This is a genomic window from Curtobacterium phyllosphaerae, from assembly GCF_049341865.1.
Lineage (GTDB): Bacteria > Actinomycetota > Actinomycetes > Actinomycetales > Microbacteriaceae > Curtobacterium > Curtobacterium phyllosphaerae.
Map to the genome: position 1 here is coordinate 427,615 of NZ_JBMPIU010000001.1, position 18,474 is coordinate 446,088.

Consider the following 18,474-nt stretch of genomic DNA (forward strand, 5'->3'; position numbering starts at 1 on the left):
GTGGCTCCGTCGGGCACGCTGCTACTTCGCCGCGGCGACGAGGTCCGCCACGGGCACTGCGCCCGCGAGGACCCGGCCGTCGTCGGCGATGTACACCGACACCAGCGAGGTCTGCAGTGCGCGACCGCCGTCGACCTGCTTCGTGAGCTGGCCGAGGAGCTGGCTGCCGTCGGCGCCGATGCCCTTCGCGTCGAACGTGCCGGCGGGGAGCGTCGCGATGGTGCTCCAGCCCGTGCCCGTCGTCGCCGGGCGGGCGTGACCGGTGCCGTCGGTTGCGTGGTGGTGCATGCCGCGGTGGTGTCCGGAGGCGTCCGAGAGGTCCTTCGTCTTCACCGTGGCGCCGGACGGCGGGGTGAAGTCGAAGAGCTGGGCGTCGGGGGTGCCGTAGTCGATGCTCGTGTACGTGACGGAGACGGCGGGCTTCGTCTGTCCCTTCGCGTCGATCGCGGCGCTGAGCGGGAGCCCGGTCTTCTTGTCGATCGCGAGGGTGACGTCCTTGACGAGCGTCGACGAGCTCTTCGGCGTCAGGACGATCTGCCACGCGGCCTGCCCGGCGACCTTCGTCGAGGTGGGCGTGCCGACCCTGGTGGTCGGGGTGATCGCGGCGATGGCCTGCTGCGCGATGTCGGCGGGTGTCGTGGTGCCTGACGGGGTCTCGGCCGCGGACTGCTTCGTCGGGAGGGTGACCTTCGTGGCACGGTCGGCCTTCGAGTCCCAGGTCCAGACGGTCTTCCCGTTGACGACGACGTCACGCTCGGCGAGCTGGTCGAGGACCTGCACGCGGGCCTTCGTCGCACCGTCGACGTAGACGCGGGCCGAGTGCGAGGTCGTCAGGAGGTCGAGGACGTCCGAGGCGTTCGACTCGACGGAGTTCGCGCCGGAGCCGCCCGAGGAGGTCGGCAGGGTCGGCAGGCCGAGGTCCGCGGTCTGCGTGACCTTGCCCGAGTACGCGAGGTCTTTGGTCTTGGCGACGCTCGCGAGCACCGATGCGGCGCTCGGTGCGTCCGAGGAGGACGTGGCGGCGTTGGCGACGGCAGGCGCCACGATCGCGCCGGCGACGACGACGGGGGCGATGACGGCGGGGAGCCAGGCGGAGTTCTTCATGCGGTGCACCTCGGGAGGAGTGGGAAGGTCTGAGCACAGTACGTCTGCAGACCGGACGTACGCTGTGCAGTGCCGGCTCCCGCACCGGCAGATGCGGACCGTCCGCCGTGGCCAGGCCTCGAACGGGGAGTGGCGTCCCGCGACCCCGGTGTCGAGGATGTTCGAGTGGTCATCCTGGCGAGTCGGTTCATCCGCGTGAGCAACAGCACGATCGGCGGTCTGGTCGCCGCCATGGGGGTCGTCGTGTTCGGGGCGGCGTACGAGCGTCCGTCGGACGTCCTGGTGTTCTTCCCGCTGATCGTGATCCCGGCCCTGGGGATCGGCGCAGTGCTCGTCCGCAACGCTCTTCGTCTCGGGGTCGACTGCGGGGACGACGGGATCGTCGTTCGAGGCCTGCTGTGGTCCCGCCGGATCCCCTGGAAGGCCATCAGCGCGGTGTCATCAGACCCCGCCGGAGAGTGGTTCATGCCCGTCGTCACGTGGCGCACCGTGCGGGGATCGAGGCGCCTCACTCCGTTGACGGGCTTCTGGGTGACGAACGACCCGTTCGGCCTCGTCACCGGTCCCGCGCGTCGGGGACTCCGAGCCCTCAGGCGCGAGTGGCGGGCGAGGCTCGCCGTCGATCAGTCACGGACCGCCGCTCCGTCGGCCGTCGAGTCCGCGTCGGCCGAGTCCGTCGCCCTCGCCCCGGGCCTCGACCGCATGGTCGACGTGTCGACGGCCGATCTGCTGCTCGACGACGTCGCGTTCCCGTTCGAGTGGCTCGACGTCGATCTGCAGCGCGGACTGGTGCGACTCCGCGGTGAGGCACTGCTCCGGCCGATCGGCGGCGGCCGGCGTCGGTGGTACGGCGTGACGGTCGAGCTGCGGGGGGTCACCACCGTGTCGATCGACCCGGATCGCGGGCCGCTCGTGCTCTCCTGGGACATCACCGACGTGCTCCCGGACCGGCTCCTGCTGACCTCCAGCGACTCGGGCAGTGTGTCCCTCGTGGGCGCCCGCCGGGAACTCCGTCTGCAGGTCGCACCCGAGCCGAACCCATGATCCCCCGAGTGTGCGGCGCCACCGCCGGTGCGGCGCCACCGCCGGTGCGGAGCCACCGCCAGTGCGGCGCCACCGCCAGCGCGGCGTCCGGACGACGACGTCGTCGACCTCGGTCAGAGCGTCGAGCCTTCAGGCGGCGGAGGTGCGCCGCACGTCGTGCAGGTGGTGCACCGGGTCGTGCACGAAGTACCGTGCCAGGGTCTCGACGGTGAAGGCACTGCCGTCGCTCCGGAGTCCGGTCCGTCCGAGGTCCTCGTCGCGGACGGCCTCGAACGCCACCGCGACCCGCTCAGCGGCCTCGAACAGCTCGGCCGAGACGACCGCAGGGTCCTGCTCGGCGTAGCGGTCCTCCACCGCGGTGACGTCCTGGTCCCAGTTCGCGAAGGTCGGTGCGTCCTCGGCGAGCATGAGCACGAGTCGTTCCTCGAACTTCCGGAACACGTCCCGGACGTGCGCGCCGTACTCCAGCGGCGACCAGGTGGCGTCGTCCGGGCGGTCACGGACGTCGTCGCAGGTGAGCTCGGCGGGCCAGGCGCGGGCGTTCTCACGCACCAGGGTCGGGACCTCCCGGAACGTCACGGTCGGTCCGTCGAACCCGCACTCGTCGCACCGGTCGTCGAGGACCCACGTCCAGTTCTTCGTGTCGGGTTCGATCGCCATGTCGAGACCGTAGCAGCGCCGCACACGACACCTGCCGTTCACGGGACGCCCTCGGCGGGTCAATAGGGTGGAGGCATGCGCCTGCTCCTCATCCGCCATGGTCAGACACCGGCGAACGTGTCCGGCATCCTCGAGACGCGGGTCCCTGGGCCGGGGCTCACCGAGCTCGGGCAGGAGCAGGCCGCCGCGCTCCCGCAGGCGCTCGCGGACCGGGACATCGAGGCCGTCTTCGTCTCGAACATGATCCGGACGACCCTGACCGCGCAGCCGCTCCTCGACGCGCTGGGCCTCGAGCCGGTCGAGCTCCCGGGGCTCCGCGAGATCGAGGGCGGGGACCTCGAGGGTGCTCGCGACGAGGCCGCGGTCAAGGTCTACCTCGGCACGGTGCGTTCGTGGATCAACGGCGATCGGACCCCCGGGATGCCCGGCGGACCGAACGGCCACGACTTCTTCACGCGGTACGACGACGCCGTCGCCCGGATCGCCGCCGCCGGGGTCGAGGTCGCGGCGGCGTTCAGCCACGGCGCCGCGATCCGCACCTGGGCCGGGACGACGGCGACGAACATCGACGAGACGTTCAGCACCGGGCAGGTCCTCGAGAACACCGGCATCGTCGAGCTCGACGGCTCCCCGGCGGCCGGGTGGCGGGTCGTGTCGTGGGAGGGCCAGCCCGTCGGGGGAGCGGACCTCGTCGACGACGGCGCTCCGGACCCGACGGGCGAGCGCTTCTAGGCGCGACGCGCGGGGGCTTGCGGCTGGCACCGGCCGGGAGGTGTGGTGCGGTTCGGACTCGCCCCGCACCTCCCGGCCGCGCCCGCGTCCCGTGGTGCGGCTGCGCCCACGTCGGCAACTCAGGAAGTGTGCTGCGGTGCGCGCTGCGACGCGCCCTCCGCGTGCAGGTTTCCTGCGTCGGCGACGGGGCGGGGTGTGGCAGGCACGTCGGCGCTCGCCGCCGAAGCGCATCGGTGATTCAGGAAGATCACCGTCGTGCACGCTGCGGCGAGCCCTCCGCGTGCTGCATTCCTGAGTTGCCGACGGCTCGACGAGGCGGCGTTCGGCACGCGGGCGGGCGCCAGCCGGGAGGCGCGGTGCGGGTCCGTCCCGACCGCGCCTCCCGTCCGAGCTCGCGTCTCCGACCCGTGGTCGGCCGCGCGAGCGTCGGTGACGCAGGAAGATCGCTGCGGTGCGCGCTGCGCGTGCGGGATTCCCGGATCACCAACAGGCGCGGGACCGACGGACGGGGCGATCGGACGACGGCCTCGCTCCAACCCCGCACACACCCCGCAACGCACGACGCCCGCGCCCCCGACCGGAGTCGGGACGCGGGCGTCGGGAACGAGCGCGGGTCAGCGCGTCGCGGCCGCCTGCGGGCCGGCGACCTGCGACTCGGGCGCGGCGGAGACGGAACCCGACGTGAGCGGCACGACGACCCCGTGCGCGACCCGGAGTTCCTCGAGGGTCGCGGCGATCTCCTCGTCGCGCTCCTCAGCGCTCCACGACAGCGACTGCCCGAGGACGTCCGCGAGTTCCGTCAGCAGCTCGATCGTGACACCGCCGACGAAGGCCAGGTTCGTGCGACGGAACACCACGTCGGACAGGTGCACCGCGTGCTCGCGCTCGGCGAAGAACGCGACCTCGGCCGTGGTGAGCTCGGAATCGGACTCGAGCGGGACGACGGCGTGGTCGAGCAGCACGTCGATGACGTCCGTTGCCCGGGTGCCGTAGCGCGAGAGCAGGCGGTCGACGGTGGTCTCGTCGAGGCCGTCGGCGTGCGATCGGACCCATGCAGTGCGTGCCGAGTCGGTGGTCGGGAAGCCCTTGCCGCCGCCGATCGCCATGCCGAGCGTGTCGACCTTGCGGTCGACGCCGAGGCGGTTCGTGGCCTCGGTCGACAGGTGCGCCGAGAGCGCCCGGAACGTCGTCCACTTGCCTCCGACGAGCGAGAGCACCTTCGCATCGGGCAGGCCGCCGATCGGCGTCTCGACGATCCGGTAGTCGCGGGACACGAACCCGGGGGCGGTGTCCTCGTGGCGGGGGAGTGGCCGGATGCCCGAGTAGCGGTAGACGATGTGGTCGCGCGTCACCTCGATCTGCGGGAACACGTGCTTGACGAGGTCGAAGAAGTAGTCGACCTCGTCCTCGGTGACCTCGGTCGGCTTCGCCGGGTCGGCGTCGATGTCGGTCGTCCCGATGAGCACGCGGCCCTTGAGCGGGTAGATGAGGACGATGCGGCCGTCGTCGTTCTCGAAGAAGATCTCACGGCCTCGGGTGGCCTCGAGCAGCTCGGGGTTGTCGACGACGATGTGGGAGCCCTTGGTGCCGCCCATGTACTTCGTCTCGCCGCCGAACGCCTGGTTCGTGAGGTCCGTCCACGGCCCGGAGGCGTTCACGACGACGTCGGCGTGGAACACGAACGACTCGTCGGTCTCGCGGTCGTGGAGGAGCACGCCGCCGTCCTGCGTCCCCACGGCCTCGACGTAGTTGGCGCTGCGCGCGGTGGCGGCGGGCCCGGTGCCGGTGCCGGCGGCGAGGCCGTCCTTGAGCACGTCGAGCGCGAGCCGCTCGGGCTCGTGCACGGACGCGTCGTAGTAGGTGCCGGTGTACTTGAGGTCCTTGTTGAGGGCCGGCATGTCCTCGAGCGCGGCCTTCTTCGTGAGGAATTTGTGCTTCGGCACCGAACCGCCGTCGCGCGAGAACGAGTCGTACAGCGTCATGCCGATCTTGATGAGGGCGGCGCCGCGCTCCTTGGTGGACCGCTGCTTGTGCGTGAGCATGCGGAGCGGGGCGTTCATGATGCCGGACATCGTCGAGAAGATCGGCATCGTCGTCTGCAGCGGCTTGACGTAGTGCGGCGCGATCTTGATGAGGCCGTTCCGCTCCTGCACGGATTCGCGGACGAGCCGGAACTCGCCGTTCTCGAGGTAGCGGATCCCGCCGTGGATCATGTGGCTCGACGCGGCGGACGCCCCGGAGCCGTAGTCGTTCCGTTCGACGAGCACGACGTCGACGCCCTGGAGCGCCAGGTCGCGGAACGTCGCGATGCCGTTGATCCCGCCGCCGACGACGAGGACCTGTGCCCGGGGCCGCTCGGTGATCGCGGTCACGGTCGGTCGCTGCAGCGTCTTCTTCGACATGGTCTGTCACGTCCCTTTCACTTGGTCGGGTTCATCAACGATGCTGCGCTTCGCTCCCTGAGCGGGCAACCGGACTGCACATACGTGCAGCCCGTGCTCCGGTCGTGGCCGTCGCTCCAGTCCGGACTGGCGTGGACGGACGGGAGGCGCGAGAATGGAACCAAGGCCGCTGCACGTCCGTGCATGGCCGGGTCGAGCACGACCGTTCGAGGTGCTGGAGGATCGACATGAGTGACGCGGCAGGGCCGCTGCGGACCCAACAGGCGCTGCGCGCAGCGCAGCTCTACTACCTCCAGGACCTGACGATGGAGGCGATCGCGGACGAGCTCGCGACGTCGCGTTCGTCGGTGTCGCGGCTCCTCAAGTACGCGCGGGACACCGGACTGGTCGACATCCAGATCCGCTCCCCGCTCGACCAGGCCGCCGCCCTGAGCCGGACCCTCCGCGGCCGGTTCGGCGTGCACGCACACGTGGTCCCGGTGCCGGACCACACGAGCGACGTCGACCGGCTCGAGCGGGTGGCGCTGTCGGCGGCCCGGATCCTGACCCAGTACGTCGAGTCGAACATCGTGTTCGGGATCTCCTGGGGCTCGACGGTCAGCGCCGTGAGCCGGTACCTGGTGCCGAAGGCGACGCACGGCACGACGATCGTCCAGGTGAACGGTGCCGCGAACACCCGGACGACCGGCATCGTCTACACGAGCGAGATCCTCCGCCGCTTCGGGGACGCGTACGGGGCCGTCGTGCAGCAGTTCCCGGTGCCGGCGTTCTTCGACGCCGCCGAGACGAAGCACGCCCTGTTCCGGGAGCGGAGCATCCGCCGCGTGTCCGATCTGCACGCGCGGATGGACGTCGTCCTGTTCGGCGTCGGGTCCCCGCAGGCGCTCGTCCCGAGTCACGTGTACTCGGGCGGGTACCTCGACCCCGCGGACCGCGAGGAGCTCAGCCGCGAGAAGGTGGTCGGCGACGTCTCGACGGTGTTCTACCGCGCCGACGGTTCGTGGAAGGACATCGGTGTCAACGAACGTGCCGGCGCGCCCGACCTCGACGTCATCAAGCGGACGCCGCGGCGGATCTGCGTCGTCGCCGGCCGGTCCAAGGCGGCGAGCCTCCGCGGCGCGCTCGCGGCCGGGCTGGTCACCGACCTGATCATCGACGAGAGTGCCGGGCAGGCACTGCTCGAGGGATGACCCCTCGTCGATGTCGGAGGTGGCGGGTACCGTCGGCGACATGACCATGTCATCCGAGCTCCGCCCTGCCTCCGCGGGTCCCCGAAGCGTGTCGGACGGCCGGTACGTCCGCCGGGTCACCGGTTCGGACATCGACGAAGCCCTGGCGTTCTTCAGCGCCGGGTACGCGATCCGCGACCCGGACGTCACGCGGACGGGCCCGGTCTTCTCGTGGGAGCACGCCGCCGTGGGGGACGTCGACATGTCCCTGCGGACCTCGCGGTTCCTCGCCGGGCTCCGCGGGACCAGCAAGAACGAGCGCGAGTTCATCGTGCTGTGGAACCGCGCCGGGCGCACCGTGCTGACGATTGAGGAGCGCGAGGTCGACCTGCCCACCGGCATCCCGATCGTGCTGCCGATGGACCGCTCGTTCACGATGCACCACACGAACGTCGTCCAGAGCCTCGTCCACCTCGACCGCCGGTTCGTCGAGACGCTCGCGGCGACGAGTGACGACCCCGACGGCACCCGCCTGGCGTTCGACCCGTTCCGCGCGCAGACCCCCGAGGCGCTCGCGTCGTGGCGCGCCGTCGTCCGTCGGGTCTCTCCGCGGTTCCTCGACCTCACGAATCCGCCAGGGCCGATCGCCCGTCACGAGATGGCCGAAACGCTCGCGACGGCGATGATCGCGACGTTCCCGCAGCGCAGCGGCCTTCGCGTCCCCGAAGGCCGGATCGGGCCGGAGATCGACCGGGTCCGGCGAGCGATCGACTACGTGCACGCGAACGCGCACCTGCCGATCGGCACCACCGAGATCTCGGCGGCGGCGGACCTCAGCCCTCGCGGACTGCAGCAGAGCTTCCGGCGGCACCTCGACACCACGCCCGGGGCGCTCCTCCGGTCCGTGCGGCTCGACGCCGTGCACCGGGAGCTCGTCGCCGCCGACCCGTCAGCCACGACCGTCGCGGAGATCGCCCGCGCGTGGGGGTTCGCACACCTCGGCCGGTTCTCCGCCGCGTACCGGTCCCGGTTCGGCCGCCTCCCGAACGAGACGCTCCGAGCGCGACCGTGACGGACCGCGCGTCGGGCACCGGGATGGACACGGGCGCCGGCTCCGGCGCGGACGTCGTCGCGCGGCTCCGGGTGGCGCTCGACGGCACCGTCGTCCGCACCGACGCCGCCGTGCTCGACGCCAGCCGCACCGACAAGTCCGGCTGGGTGTCGGCCGGGACCCCGCTCGCCGTGGTCGAGGCCCGGTCCGTCGAGCACGTGCGGGCGGTCCTCCGGACGTGTTCCGCGCTCGGCGTCGGCGTCGTCCCACGCGGTGCGGGGACCGGGCTCGCGGGCGGGGCGAACGGCACGGACGGCGTGGTCGTGCTCAGCGTCGCGCGGATGGACCGCGTGCTCGAGATCGACACCGAGAACGAGCTCGCCGTCGTCGAGCCGGGGGTCCTGAACGCCGCGTTCAACGAACGGATCGCCCCGCTCGGTCTCCGGTTCGCACCGGATCCGGCGAGTCGGGCGATCTCGAGCATCGGCGGGAACATCGCGACGAACGCGGGTGGACTCCTCTGCGTGAAGTACGGCGTGACGCGGGACGCCGTCCTCGGGCTCGACGTCGTGCTCGCCGACGGCCGGCTGGTCTCGACCGGGCACCGGACGGTCAAGGGCGTCACCGGGTACGACCTCACGGCGCTGTTCGTCGGTTCCGAGGGCACGCTCGGCGTGATCGTCGGGGCCACCATCCGGCTCGTGCCGATCCCACCCGGGGAGCCCGTGACGCTCGGGGCGGTGTTCCCCGACGTCCGGACGGCGGCAGCGGCCGCGTCGGACCTGATGCGCGTCGGTGCCCGCCCCTCGACGCTCGAGCTCCTCGACGCCGACGCGCTGGCCGGCATCGGGGACCTCCTCAGCCCGGAGGTGCTCAGCGCGACCACGGGGGCAGCGGGCGCGGGAGGTGCGTTCCTCCTGGTGCAGTTCGACGGCCCGACCGCAGCGGCGGACGCGGACGCCGCCGCTCCGCGCCTCCAGTCCGGTGGCGGCACCGTCCGCGTGGCCGCCACGGCGGCGGACACCGACCGCCTGCTCACGATCCGGCGCTCGTTCCACCCCGCCATGGAGGCCCGTGGCCGGGTCCTCATCGAGGACGTCGCGGTCCCGCGGTCGCGACTGGCGGACATGTTCGCGGCGATCGAGCGGATCGCCGCGGAGTTCGAGGTCGCGATCCCGACCGTCGCGCACGCCGGCGACGGCAACCTGCACCCGAACTTCGTGTTCACGGGGACCGAGGTGCCGCAACGGGTGTGGGACGCCGCAGATGCGCTGTTCCGGACCGCCATCGACCTCGGTGGGACGCTCACCGGGGAGCACGGCGTCGGCGTGCTGAAGCGCCGGTGGCTGCGGGACGAGCTCGGAGACGACGCCTACGCGCTGCAACAGGGCATCCGGCGGGTGTTCGACCCGACGGGGATCCTCAACCCCGGCAAGGTCTTCGACTGATCGTCCCGCCGATCGTTCGGCCGGGACCGCTCCGACGGCGTCCTGCCCGAATCCAGGACCACGGAACGCGTCGTCGTCGGGACATCCTTCGAGTGCGGCCCCTCGTGTCGGAACATGTGGATGAATGAGTGCCGGTCCTGACACAGCCGTCCGCGAGCACGAGGAGTCCTGATGCTGATCGGCGTCCCCACCGAAGTGAAGAACAACGAGTTCCGCGTCGCGGCGACACCGGCGGGCGTGGCCGAGCTCGTCCAGCACGGCCACGAGGTCCTCGTCCAGTCCGGTGCCGGCCTCGGTTCCGCGTTCGAGGACGCTGAGTACGCCGCCGCCGGCGCGACCCTGGGATCGACCGCCGAGGAGGTCTGGGGTCGGGCCGACCTCGTCCTCAAGGTCAAGGAGCCCGTCGCGAGCGAATACCCGCTCATGCGCAAGGACCAGATCCTCTTCACGTACCTGCACCTCGCAGCGGACCGGGCGCTGACGGACGCCCTCGTGACCGCACGGACGACGGCGATCGCGTACGAGACGGTGCAGCTGCCGGACCGCTCGCTGCCGCTGCTGTCGCCGATGTCCGAGATCGCCGGGCGCCTGTCCGCACAGGTCGGTGCGACACAGCTCATGAAGACGAACGGCGGTCGCGGGTTGCTGCTCGGGGGCGTCCCCGGCACGCCGAAGGGCCGGGTCGTCGTGATCGGCGGTGGGGTCGCGGGGGAGCACGCGGCCGAGATGGCGCTCGGGCTCGGTGCCGAGGTGACGATCTTCGACATCGCTCTGCCACGGCTGCGGGTGCTCGACGCCCGGTTCGGCGGCCGGGTCACGACCCTCCGGTCCTCGGCTCTCGCGATCGCATCGGCGCTCGCCGAGGCGGACCTGGTGATCGGCTCGGTGCTCATCCCCGGGGCCGCGGCGCCGAAGCTCGTCACCGACGCGATGGTCGCCGACATGCGGCCCGGGTCGGTGCTCGTCGACATCGCGATCGACCAGGGCGGCTGCTTCGAGGGATCACGGCCGACCACGCACGACGACCCGACGTTCGCCGTGCACGACACCGTCTACTACTGCGTGGCGAACATGCCCGGGGCGGTGCCGCGCACGTCGACGATCTCGCTGACGAACGCGACCCTGCCGTACGCGGTGGCACTCGCCGGGCGGGGGCTCGCTGCCCTCGACGACGACGCCGCCCTCGCCCGCGGGCTGAACGTGCACGCCGGTCGGGTCGTCAACGCGGCGGTGGCGGCAGCGCACGGGCTGGTCGTCGCCGGCGCGTAGGGACGGGGCGACCCCGCGCCGGACCGGCCTCGACGAACCCGCGTCCGGCGGTCCGGCAGTCCGGCGGTCCGGCGCTCTGGCGGTCCGGCCGTCGGGCGCTCTGGCGGTCCGGCTCGCGTCGGTCAGGCCGTGGCCGTGCTCGACCGTCGCACGGCCCCGAGCCGGATCGCGGCCGTCGTCGCGACGACGACGAGCGTGGCCACGAGCGCTGTCACCGCGGTCGGCACGGAGACGAGCGGGCCGTCGAGGCGGGCGACCGCGACCCAGACGAGTCCCCATCCGAGCGACAGCGTCGGGGCGATCCGCCCGCGACCGGTCACCGCGACGAGCAGCCCGACACCCCCGGCGACCGCCGCCACGACGGACCCCCAGAGGTCCTGTCCGAGCCCGAACCCCTGGAACCCGTCGGCGCTCAGCACGGCGGCGATGTTCGCGACCGTCGCGACGCAGACCCAGCCGAGGTAGAGCCCGAACGTGCCGTCCGTGACCACGGCCTCGGTACGGGACCGCGACGGATCCCGGCGGAGCAGCACGAAGGTCCACGCGAGGACGGCGAGCAGCGCGACGATGACGACCCAGCTGAGCTGCAGCAGACCCGCCTGCACGGACAGGATCCAGGCCGCGTTGAGGAGCAGGGACAGCGTCGCGGCGATGCCGATCCGGTCGTGTCGCCGACGCAGGGCCGGGTCGCCGCGGTGCGGGAGGAACTGCCACACCGCGAACGCGAGCAGTCCGACGTAGACGACGCTCCAGATCGCGAAGGCCGGGCCGGCCGGGGCGATCGCCGTCGCCGACGCGGAGAGTGCCCCGCCCGCGGCGTCCTGGATCGGGGTCCCGCCGGCCGCTCCCGAGCCGATGAACGAGCCGACGACGGCGATGACGGCGCTCGCGGCGATGACGATCTTCCGGACGGTTCCGCTGAACCACGACATGGGGTGCTCCTCTGCTCTGGATGTTCCTGATCCGCCGACGCGGTCGTCCCGCCGACGCGTTCCCGCCGGCGACCGACGCCGGTGACCGACGCCGGTGACCGACACCGGCGACCGATGCCGATGACGGACGGCGGTCGATGGTGATCAGCATGCTGATGACCGTGACGCTACCCGTCTCCGAGCCGTCGCGTACGCTCCAGGAGGAGGCCACCATGACCGTCGCACTGAACACCGTCTACGTCGACCAGATCGCGCCGATCACGGCACCGTCGCTCGAGGACACCTTCGCGATGCTCGACGGCCAGGGCGCCACCGCGACCATCTGCCTCCACCGCCCGGACGCCGAGGAGCTCGGCGACGTCGCCGTGGCGCTCGACCTCCACGAACTCGCGGTCGAGGACTCTTCGGAAGGCCACCAGCGCCCGAAGCTCGAGCGCTACGGCGACACCCTGTTCGCGGTCCTCAAGCCGGCGCTGTACCGCGACGCCGAGGAGCGCGTGGAGTTCGGCGAGGTGCACGCCTTCGTCGGTCCGAAGTTCTTCCTCGCCGTCGTCAAGGCCGACCCTCGGGGCGAGACCGCCGTGCCGAACGCCCTCCGTCGCATGAGCGGCAAACCGGGACTCGTCTCCGTGGGGCCGCAGGCCGAGCTGTGGGCGCTCTTCGACTCGATCGTCGACGACTACCGCCCGGTCATCGACGGTCTCGAGGAGGACATCAACCAGATCGAGGACCAGCTGTTCTCCGGCGTGAGCGGGACGTCGAAGCGGATCTACGAGCTGTTCGGCGAGGTCGTCGACTTCCAGCGGGCGACCCGGCCACTCATCTCGATGCTCGACAACATCCACCGCGGCGCCGAGAAGTACCACCTGCCGGTCGAGATGCAGCGCCGGTTCCGGGACGTCCTCGACCACGTGATCCGCGCCGCCGAGCGGGCGGACACGTTCCGCGCCCTGCTCCAGAACGCGCTGACGGTCGACGCCACACTGGCGCAGCAGAAGCAGAACGACGACACCAAGCGGATCTCGGGGTGGGCGGCGATCCTGTTCGCGCCGACGCTCATCGCGGCGATCTACGGGATGAACTTCGCGAACATGCCGGAACTGAAGTGGACGTACGGGTACCCGCTGTCGATCCTGGCGATGATCCTGTTCGCGGTCGTCCTGTACATCGTGTTCAAGGTGAAACGCTGGTTCTGACACCGGGTCGGGAGCACGGCGACATGGTCGACGTCCTGCGCCTCGCCGCGTTCACCTTCGATCCGGCCGGCGGCAACCCCGCAGGAGTGGTGCTCGATGCGAGCGACCTCGACGACGCCACGATGCAGCGGATCGCGCGCCACGTCGGGGACGCGGAGACCGCGTTCCTGGTCGCGCCGGGAGCACCGCGAGCACCACGGGTGTCGGGTGAGTCGTCCCCCATCGCGATCCGGTACTTCTCCCCGACCGCCGAGGTCCCGTTCTGCGGACACGCCACCATCGCCACCGCGGTGGTGCTCGCCGAGCAGGCCCTCGCTGCGGGACGGACGCCGTCCACGTTCGCGTTCGCGACCCCGGTCGGGCCGGTCACCATCACGACGTCGATCGATCAGGACGGCCGCGTGGTCGCCGCCTTCACGAGCGTCGAACCCACCACGGCACCGATCGACCCCGCGGTGCTCGACCGTCTGACCGCGCTGCTGCGGGTCCCCGTCGACGTGCGCCGCGCCTCCAGTCCGACAGACGGTGCGGGAGACCGCCGGACGGGAGGCGCGGCAGCGGGCGTCCGGTCCGTCACCGCTCGGGACCTCGCGCCCGGGTTCCCGCCCATGCTGGCGTCCGCCGGCAACACGCACCCGGTGCTCGTGCTCGCGGACCGCCGGACGTTCGACGCGTTCGGGTTCGACCCGGACGCCATGCGGGCGCTGATGGACGAGCAGGGCTGGGCCGGCACCGTGACGATCCTGCACCCGGTCGGACCCGGCCGGTTCGAGGCGCGGAACCTGTTCCCGGTCGGCACGATGGACGAGGACCCCGCGACCGGTTCCGCGGCCGCGAGCGTCGGCGGGTACCTCCGGGCGCTCGGGCTCGTCGAACCCCCGGCGCACGTCGTCATCGAGCAGGGGCGACACGTCGGGCGTCCTGGCGTGCTGCACGTCGACGTCCCGGTGTCCGGCGGGATCGTGGTGTCCGGCACGGCGGTCGTCATCCCCGGCTGAGACGGGGGTTGTCCCCACCATCGGTCCGGGAGCGCACCGGATGGGCTCCGCCGGCACGCTGCGGGACGCTGGATGCATGAACAACGACACCAACCGCGCCAGCCGTGACCGTTCCGCGACCCTCGCCGCCGTCGGCGCGGTCGGCATGGCCGCCGTGCTCCTCACCCTGACCGGTTGCAGTGCCCTCACTCCGTACCAGAAGGTCCAACAGCAGCACTTCGCGACCTACGCCGACGCCCCGACCAAGGGCGACCTGGCGTGGGTCATGCCCAAGTGGGTGCCCTCGGACGCGAAGGACATCGACGTGCGCCTCGACACCGAGGACCCCGGGTACGACATCCGGTTCACGTCCGCCCGGGGCGTCGACCCCACCGCCTGCACGCCGCTCGACGACACGCACGGCGGCCCGGCGATCCCGGCCGAGTTCCTGCCGGAGACCCTGCCGACGGACGGGCTCATGACCTGCGGCGACGGTCGCGCGACCGTCCGGGTCGGGGACGCCTGGTACGGGTGGACCACGAAGACGGCGATCGAGTCGGGCTCCGGTACGGACGACACCCTGCGCCCGTCCGGGTCGCCCTCCGCCGGCTGAGGACCTCGCGGGCGTTCCGCCGGGCGGTCCGTGCGGTCCTGGTGGTCCGCGGGGTCCGCGGGGTCGGGCGGTCCTGGCGGTCCGCGGGGTCGGGCGTTCCGACCCGGGGCTGCGGCTCGCGCGCGGAGGCGCCCCGCTAGTGTGGGCGCGTGCCGCATCCGATCGACCGAAGTGCCCACACGACACCGCGGTGGATCGCCCGCATCGTCGTCGTCACCGGTCTCGTCGGGGTCGCCGGGGGCATCGCCGGGATCGCGGTGTTCCTCGCCCTGCACCTCATCCAGGTGGTGGCGTTCGGGTTCCCGTTCCACACCGGAGCCGAGGCCGCCGACGAACCCGACCCGTTCCGCCGGTTCGCCGCCGTGCTCGCGGCCGGGGTGCTCGCGGCCGTCGGGTGGTGGGCGCTCCGTCGCTTCGGCCGGCCCGTCGTGTCCGTGCACGGCGCGGTCGGTGGTGCACGGATGCCCTCGCTCGTGACCGTCGGGAACGCCGGCATCCAGATCCTCGCCGTCGGACTCGGTGCGTCGATCGGCAAGGAGGTCGCCCCCCGGGAGATCGGTGCCTGGCTCAGTCAACTGGTGACCGAGCGCGCCGGGCTCACCACGCGGGAGACGAAGATCCTCGTGGCATGCGGTGCCGCCGCCGGGCTCGCCGCCGTCTACGACGTACCACTCGGCGGTGCGCTGTTCGCGGTCGAGGTGCTGCTCGGCGAGATCACGTTCGCCACCGCGCTCCCCGCGTTCGCGACGAGTGCGATCGCCGCCTTCGTCGCGCGGCTCGTGGTCCCCGTCGAGACGCTCTACGACGTCCCGCACATGACGATGTCGCCGTCGCTCCTCGTCTGGTCGATCATCGTCGGGCCGGTGCTCGGGTTCGCCGGGGTCGGGTTCGTCCGGCTCACGACGGCCCTCCAGACGCACCAGCCGCGCGGGTGGCGGATCCTCGTCGTGATGCCGATGGTGTTCGCGCTCGTCGGGGTGGTGGCGGTGTTCGTCCCGGAGATCATGGGGAACGGCCGCGCGACCGGGCTCGCCGCGATGAACGCGGACCTGTCCGGTCCCGCCGTCCTCGGACTCGCACCGATCCTGTTCATGCTCGTGCTGGCGATCGCGAAGACCGCCACGACGGTCGGGACGATCGGCGCCGGAGCGGCCGGTGGGACCCTGACGCCCTCGATCGCGATCGGCGCCGCCGCGGGGGCGTTCCTCGGCGGTGCCTGGATGCTCCTCTGGCCGGGATCGGGCCTCGCCGCGTTCGCGTTCGTCGGCGCGGCGGCGTTCCTCGCGACGACCCTGCGGGCACCGTTCACCGCGCTCGTGCTCGTCGTCGAGTTCACCGGGCAGGGGCCGACGATCCTCATCCCGACGTTGCTCGCGGTGAGCGGAGCGGTCGCGGTCGGCTACGTGCTCGGGCGGCGGCGGTTGGTCGGCGTGGCCTAGCGGGCGCTGGGCGGGCCGGCGCTGGGCGGGGCCGGCGCTGGGCGGGGCCGGCGCTGGGCGGGCCGGTCGGGTCTGGTCCTGAGCGGGGTCACAGGCATACCATCGCCCGCAGGGACGGGGCACTCGGCGCCGTCATCCACGACGGGAGCGGTCATGGCCGGGTTCGACGACATCAGCAAGAAGGCGCAGCAGTTCCTCGGGAACGACAAGGTCAAGGACGCCCTCCGGAGCGAGAAGGCCGAGGGCATCAGCGACGACCTGCTCGACAAGGTCGCCGGCGCGGTCGACAAGGCCACCGGCGGGAAGTACAGCGACAAGATCGAGAACGCCAAGCAGCAGGCCGACAAGCACGTCGGGAACGAGTAGCTCCTCGGCGCTCCGCCGGGTGGACTCCCGGCGGAATGGCGAGCACGATGGACGGGTTCTGCCAGTGACACCAGGAGGCACCCCCCACGTGACGAGCACCGATCCGACCTCGACCACCACCGCATCGACCACCACCGCGTCGACCGCCACCGCGTCGACCGCCACCGCGTCGACCGCCACCGCGTCGACCGCCACCGCGTCGTCCGCCGACCTGACGGACGCTTCGACGGCCGGCGGCCCGTTGCGCGACGCCGAGGTCCGGGCGATCCGCGCCGACTTCCCGGTCCTCCAGCAGGACGTCAACGGCGTGCCGCTCGCGTACCTCGACTCCGGGGCGACCGCCGAGCGACCGCGGCAGGTGCTCGATGCCGAACGACGGTTCCTCGAGACCGACAACGCCGCCGTGCACCGCGGTGCGCACACCCTGGCCGGTGCGGCCACGGAAGCCTTCGAGGACGCCCGGGCGACGCTCGCGCGGTTCGTCGGGGCGACGTCGCCGAGCGAGATCGTCTGGACGTCGAACGCCACGGACGCGCTGAACCTGGTCGCCTACGGCATGGCGAACGCGTCGCACGGGCGCGGCGGTGCCGGAGCGGAACGGTTCCGGCTCGGAGCCGGTGACGAGATCGTCGTCACGGAGGCCGAGCACCACGCGAACCTCGTGCCATGGCAGGAACTGGCGGCCCAGACCGGCGCCGAGCTCCGGTGGGTGCCGGTCGACGACAGCGGATGCTGGACCGCCGAGGACGCCGCCGCCGTGATCGGCCCGCGTACCCGGGTCGTAGCGTTCGCGCACGTGTCGAACGTCACCGGGATGATCGCGCCGGTCGAGCAGGTCGTCGCCCTCGCGCACGCCGTCGGTGCGCTCGTCGTGCTCGACGCCTGCCAGTCCGCACCCCACCGGCCGCTCGACGTCGCGGCGCTCGGGGTGGACTTCGCCGCGTTCTCGGGTCACAAGATGCTCGGACCGACCGGCATCGGCGTGCTGTGGGGCCGCGGGGAACTCCTCGACGCGCTGCCGCCGTTCCGCACGGGGGGCTCGATGATCACGACCGTCACGATGGAGCGCAGCGACTTCATGCCCGCGCCGGAACGGTTCGAGGCCGGCACGCAACCGGTGTCGCAGGCGATCGCCCTCGCCGAGGCGGTCCGCTACCTCGACGAGATCGGAACGGAGCGGGTCCGAGCGCACGAGGAGCAGCTCGCCCAGCGGATGCTCGACGGTCTCGCCGCCGTCCCCGGTGTCCGGGTCGTCGGTCCCGCCCGAGGCGTCGCCCGTTCCGGGCTCGTCAGTTTCGACGTCGAGGGCGTCCACGCGCACGACGTGTCGCAGTACCTGGACGCACTCGGCATCGCCGTCCGGAGCGGGCACCACTGCGCGCAGCCGCTGCACCGGCGGCTCGGACTCGTCGCCACGAGCCGGGCCAGCACGTACGTGTACACCACGGACGAGGACGTCGACCGCTTCGTCGCGGCGGTCGGGGGCGTCCGGGCGTACTTCGGAGTGGAGGCTGCCGCCGACGTCCTCGGCGCCGCGCACCTGTCCCTGTCCGCCGACCCTGCCGCGGACACCGGGGTGCCGGAGGTGTCGCGATGAGCGACGTGCTCGCCGGGCTCTACCAACAGGTCATCCTCGACCACGCGAAGGCCCGCCACGGTGACGGTCCACTCCCCGACGCCGATGCCGAGCACTTCGAGCGGAACCCCACCTGCGGCGACGAGATCACCGTGCGGGTCCGGCTCGAACCCGGCACCGACCGGATCGCGGCCCTGCAGTGGGAAGGCGCGGGCTGTTCGATCTCGATGGCCTCCGCGTCGGTGTTGGCGGACATGGCCCCCGGGCGGACGCTCGGCGAGCTGGCCGTCCTGACCGACGCGTTCCGCGCGATGATGCGGTCGCGGGGTGTGGGCGAGCCGGACGAGGACCTCCTCGAGGACGCCGTCGCGTTCCACGGCGTCTCGAAGTTCGTGATGCGGGTCAAGTGCGGGATGCTCGCCTGGGTCGCCGCGGAGGCCTGCTCCGCCGTGCTCGCTGCGCGCTGACCCTGCCGGGCGCCGACCCTGCCGCGCGC

At 72.1% G+C, this 18,474-nt stretch carries 17 protein-coding genes; 13 read left to right on the forward strand and 4 right to left on the reverse strand.

Going from position 1 to position 18,474, the window contains the following annotated elements:
• Window positions 1–21 precede the first annotated feature (21 nt).
• Complete coding sequence (locus ACO0E0_RS01985; RefSeq protein WP_422869723.1) at window positions 22–1,104, reverse strand: LolA family protein; 1,083 nt, start codon at window positions 1,102–1,104, stop codon at window positions 22–24.
• 195 nt (window positions 1,105–1,299) lie between these two features.
• Here ACO0E0_RS01985 and ACO0E0_RS01990 point away from each other — a divergent pair, with 195 nt between their 5' ends.
• Complete coding sequence (locus ACO0E0_RS01990) at window positions 1,300–2,148, forward strand: hypothetical protein (protein ID WP_422869724.1); 849 nt, start codon at window positions 1,300–1,302, stop codon at window positions 2,146–2,148.
• A gap of 129 nt (window positions 2,149–2,277) precedes the next feature.
• Here the strand turns inward: ACO0E0_RS01990 and ACO0E0_RS01995 are convergent, their stop codons facing one another.
• A complete protein-coding gene (locus ACO0E0_RS01995) occupies window positions 2,278–2,808 on the reverse strand; it encodes a DinB family protein (protein WP_422869725.1) in 531 nt (176 codons plus the stop codon).
• Between the two features lie 75 nt (window positions 2,809–2,883).
• Between ACO0E0_RS01995 and ACO0E0_RS02000 the strand changes: the two genes are divergently transcribed.
• Complete coding sequence (locus ACO0E0_RS02000; protein WP_422869726.1) at window positions 2,884–3,540, forward strand: histidine phosphatase family protein; 657 nt, start codon at window positions 2,884–2,886, stop codon at window positions 3,538–3,540.
• A 614-nt stretch (window positions 3,541–4,154) separates the two neighbouring features.
• Here ACO0E0_RS02000 and ACO0E0_RS02005 read toward each other — a convergent pair.
• Complete coding sequence (locus ACO0E0_RS02005) at window positions 4,155–5,942, reverse strand: glycerol-3-phosphate dehydrogenase/oxidase (protein WP_422869727.1); 1,788 nt, start codon at window positions 5,940–5,942, stop codon at window positions 4,155–4,157.
• Window positions 5,943–6,169: 227 nt separating this feature from the next.
• Here ACO0E0_RS02005 and ACO0E0_RS02010 point away from each other — a divergent pair, with 227 nt between their 5' ends.
• The 4 genes from ACO0E0_RS02010 (at window position 6,170) to ald (ending at window position 10,879) form a co-directional block, all read left to right on the forward strand.
• Complete coding sequence (locus ACO0E0_RS02010) at window positions 6,170–7,132, forward strand: sugar-binding transcriptional regulator (RefSeq protein ID WP_422869728.1); 963 nt, start codon at window positions 6,170–6,172, stop codon at window positions 7,130–7,132.
• 40 nt (window positions 7,133–7,172) lie between these two features.
• Window positions 7,173–8,183, forward strand: coding sequence for an AraC family transcriptional regulator (locus ACO0E0_RS02015; RefSeq protein WP_422869729.1), 1,011 nt, complete (start codon window positions 7,173–7,175; stop codon window positions 8,181–8,183).
• Between the two features lie 23 nt (window positions 8,184–8,206).
• Entirely contained in the window at window positions 8,207–9,610 is a 1,404-nt protein-coding gene (locus ACO0E0_RS02020; RefSeq protein WP_422869934.1) for an FAD-binding oxidoreductase, read from the forward strand.
• A gap of 171 nt (window positions 9,611–9,781) precedes the next feature.
• On the forward strand, window positions 9,782–10,879 hold the full coding sequence (ald, locus tag ACO0E0_RS02025; protein WP_422869730.1) for an alanine dehydrogenase: 1,098 nt from the start codon (window positions 9,782–9,784) through the stop codon (window positions 10,877–10,879).
• 122 nt (window positions 10,880–11,001) lie between these two features.
• Here ald and ACO0E0_RS02030 read toward each other — a convergent pair whose 3' ends face one another.
• On the reverse strand, window positions 11,002–11,811 hold the full coding sequence (locus tag ACO0E0_RS02030) for a TspO/MBR family protein (protein ID WP_422869731.1): 810 nt from the start codon (window positions 11,809–11,811) through the stop codon (window positions 11,002–11,004).
• 212 nt (window positions 11,812–12,023) lie between these two features.
• Between ACO0E0_RS02030 and ACO0E0_RS02035 the strand changes: the two genes are divergently transcribed.
• From ACO0E0_RS02035 to sufU, 7 genes are all read left to right on the forward strand, one after another.
• Entirely contained in the window at window positions 12,024–13,007 is a 984-nt protein-coding gene (locus ACO0E0_RS02035) for a magnesium and cobalt transport protein CorA (protein WP_422869732.1), read from the forward strand.
• Between the two features lie 23 nt (window positions 13,008–13,030).
• A complete protein-coding gene (locus ACO0E0_RS02040; protein ID WP_422869733.1) occupies window positions 13,031–14,005 on the forward strand; it encodes a PhzF family phenazine biosynthesis protein in 975 nt (324 codons plus the stop codon).
• 76 nt (window positions 14,006–14,081) lie between these two features.
• The gene (locus ACO0E0_RS02045; RefSeq protein WP_422869734.1) at window positions 14,082–14,597 is read left to right on the forward strand and encodes a hypothetical protein; all 516 of its coding nucleotides are present in this window, start codon (window positions 14,082–14,084) and stop codon (window positions 14,595–14,597) included.
• A 149-nt stretch (window positions 14,598–14,746) separates the two neighbouring features.
• On the forward strand, window positions 14,747–16,036 hold the full coding sequence (locus ACO0E0_RS02050) for a chloride channel protein (RefSeq protein ID WP_422869735.1): 1,290 nt from the start codon (window positions 14,747–14,749) through the stop codon (window positions 16,034–16,036).
• 153 nt (window positions 16,037–16,189) lie between these two features.
• A complete protein-coding gene (locus ACO0E0_RS02055; RefSeq protein ID WP_422869736.1) occupies window positions 16,190–16,402 on the forward strand; it encodes an antitoxin in 213 nt (70 codons plus the stop codon).
• 211 nt (window positions 16,403–16,613) lie between these two features.
• Entirely contained in the window at window positions 16,614–17,999 is a 1,386-nt protein-coding gene (locus ACO0E0_RS02060) for an aminotransferase class V-fold PLP-dependent enzyme (RefSeq protein WP_422869935.1), read from the forward strand.
• Window positions 17,996–18,445 (forward strand): Fe-S cluster assembly sulfur transfer protein SufU, encoded by a 450-nt coding sequence (gene sufU / locus ACO0E0_RS02065; RefSeq protein WP_422869737.1) that lies wholly within the window; start codon window positions 17,996–17,998, stop codon window positions 18,443–18,445. The genes ACO0E0_RS02060 and sufU overlap by 4 nt, the downstream gene beginning before the upstream one ends.
• Window positions 18,446–18,474: the final 29 nt, after the last annotated feature.

Coding starts and splice junctions, on each gene's coding strand:
- ACO0E0_RS01985 (WP_422869723.1), bottom strand. CDS start 1,104: ATGAAGAACTCCGCCTGGCTCCCCGCCGTCATCGCCCCCGTCGTCGTC.
- ACO0E0_RS01995 (WP_422869725.1), bottom strand. CDS start 2,808: ATGGCGATCGAACCCGACACGAAGAACTGGACGTGGGTCCTCGACGAC.
- ACO0E0_RS02000 (WP_422869726.1), top strand. CDS start 2,884: ATGCGCCTGCTCCTCATCCGCCATGGTCAGACACCGGCGAACGTGTCC.
- ACO0E0_RS02005 (WP_422869727.1), bottom strand. CDS start 5,942: ATGTCGAAGAAGACGCTGCAGCGACCGACCGTGACCGCGATCACCGAG.
- ACO0E0_RS02010 (WP_422869728.1), top strand. CDS start 6,170: ATGAGTGACGCGGCAGGGCCGCTGCGGACCCAACAGGCGCTGCGCGCA.
- ACO0E0_RS02015 (WP_422869729.1), top strand. CDS start 7,173: ATGACCATGTCATCCGAGCTCCGCCCTGCCTCCGCGGGTCCCCGAAGC.
- ACO0E0_RS02020 (WP_422869934.1), top strand. CDS start 8,207: ATGGACACGGGCGCCGGCTCCGGCGCGGACGTCGTCGCGCGGCTCCGG.
- ald (WP_422869730.1), top strand. CDS start 9,782: ATGCTGATCGGCGTCCCCACCGAAGTGAAGAACAACGAGTTCCGCGTC.
- ACO0E0_RS02030 (WP_422869731.1), bottom strand. CDS start 11,811: ATGTCGTGGTTCAGCGGAACCGTCCGGAAGATCGTCATCGCCGCGAGC.
- ACO0E0_RS02035 (WP_422869732.1), top strand. CDS start 12,024: ATGACCGTCGCACTGAACACCGTCTACGTCGACCAGATCGCGCCGATC.
- ACO0E0_RS02040 (WP_422869733.1), top strand. CDS start 13,031: ATGGTCGACGTCCTGCGCCTCGCCGCGTTCACCTTCGATCCGGCCGGC.
- ACO0E0_RS02045 (WP_422869734.1), top strand. CDS start 14,082: ATGAACAACGACACCAACCGCGCCAGCCGTGACCGTTCCGCGACCCTC.
- ACO0E0_RS02055 (WP_422869736.1), top strand. CDS start 16,190: ATGGCCGGGTTCGACGACATCAGCAAGAAGGCGCAGCAGTTCCTCGGG.
- sufU (WP_422869737.1), top strand. CDS start 17,996: ATGAGCGACGTGCTCGCCGGGCTCTACCAACAGGTCATCCTCGACCAC.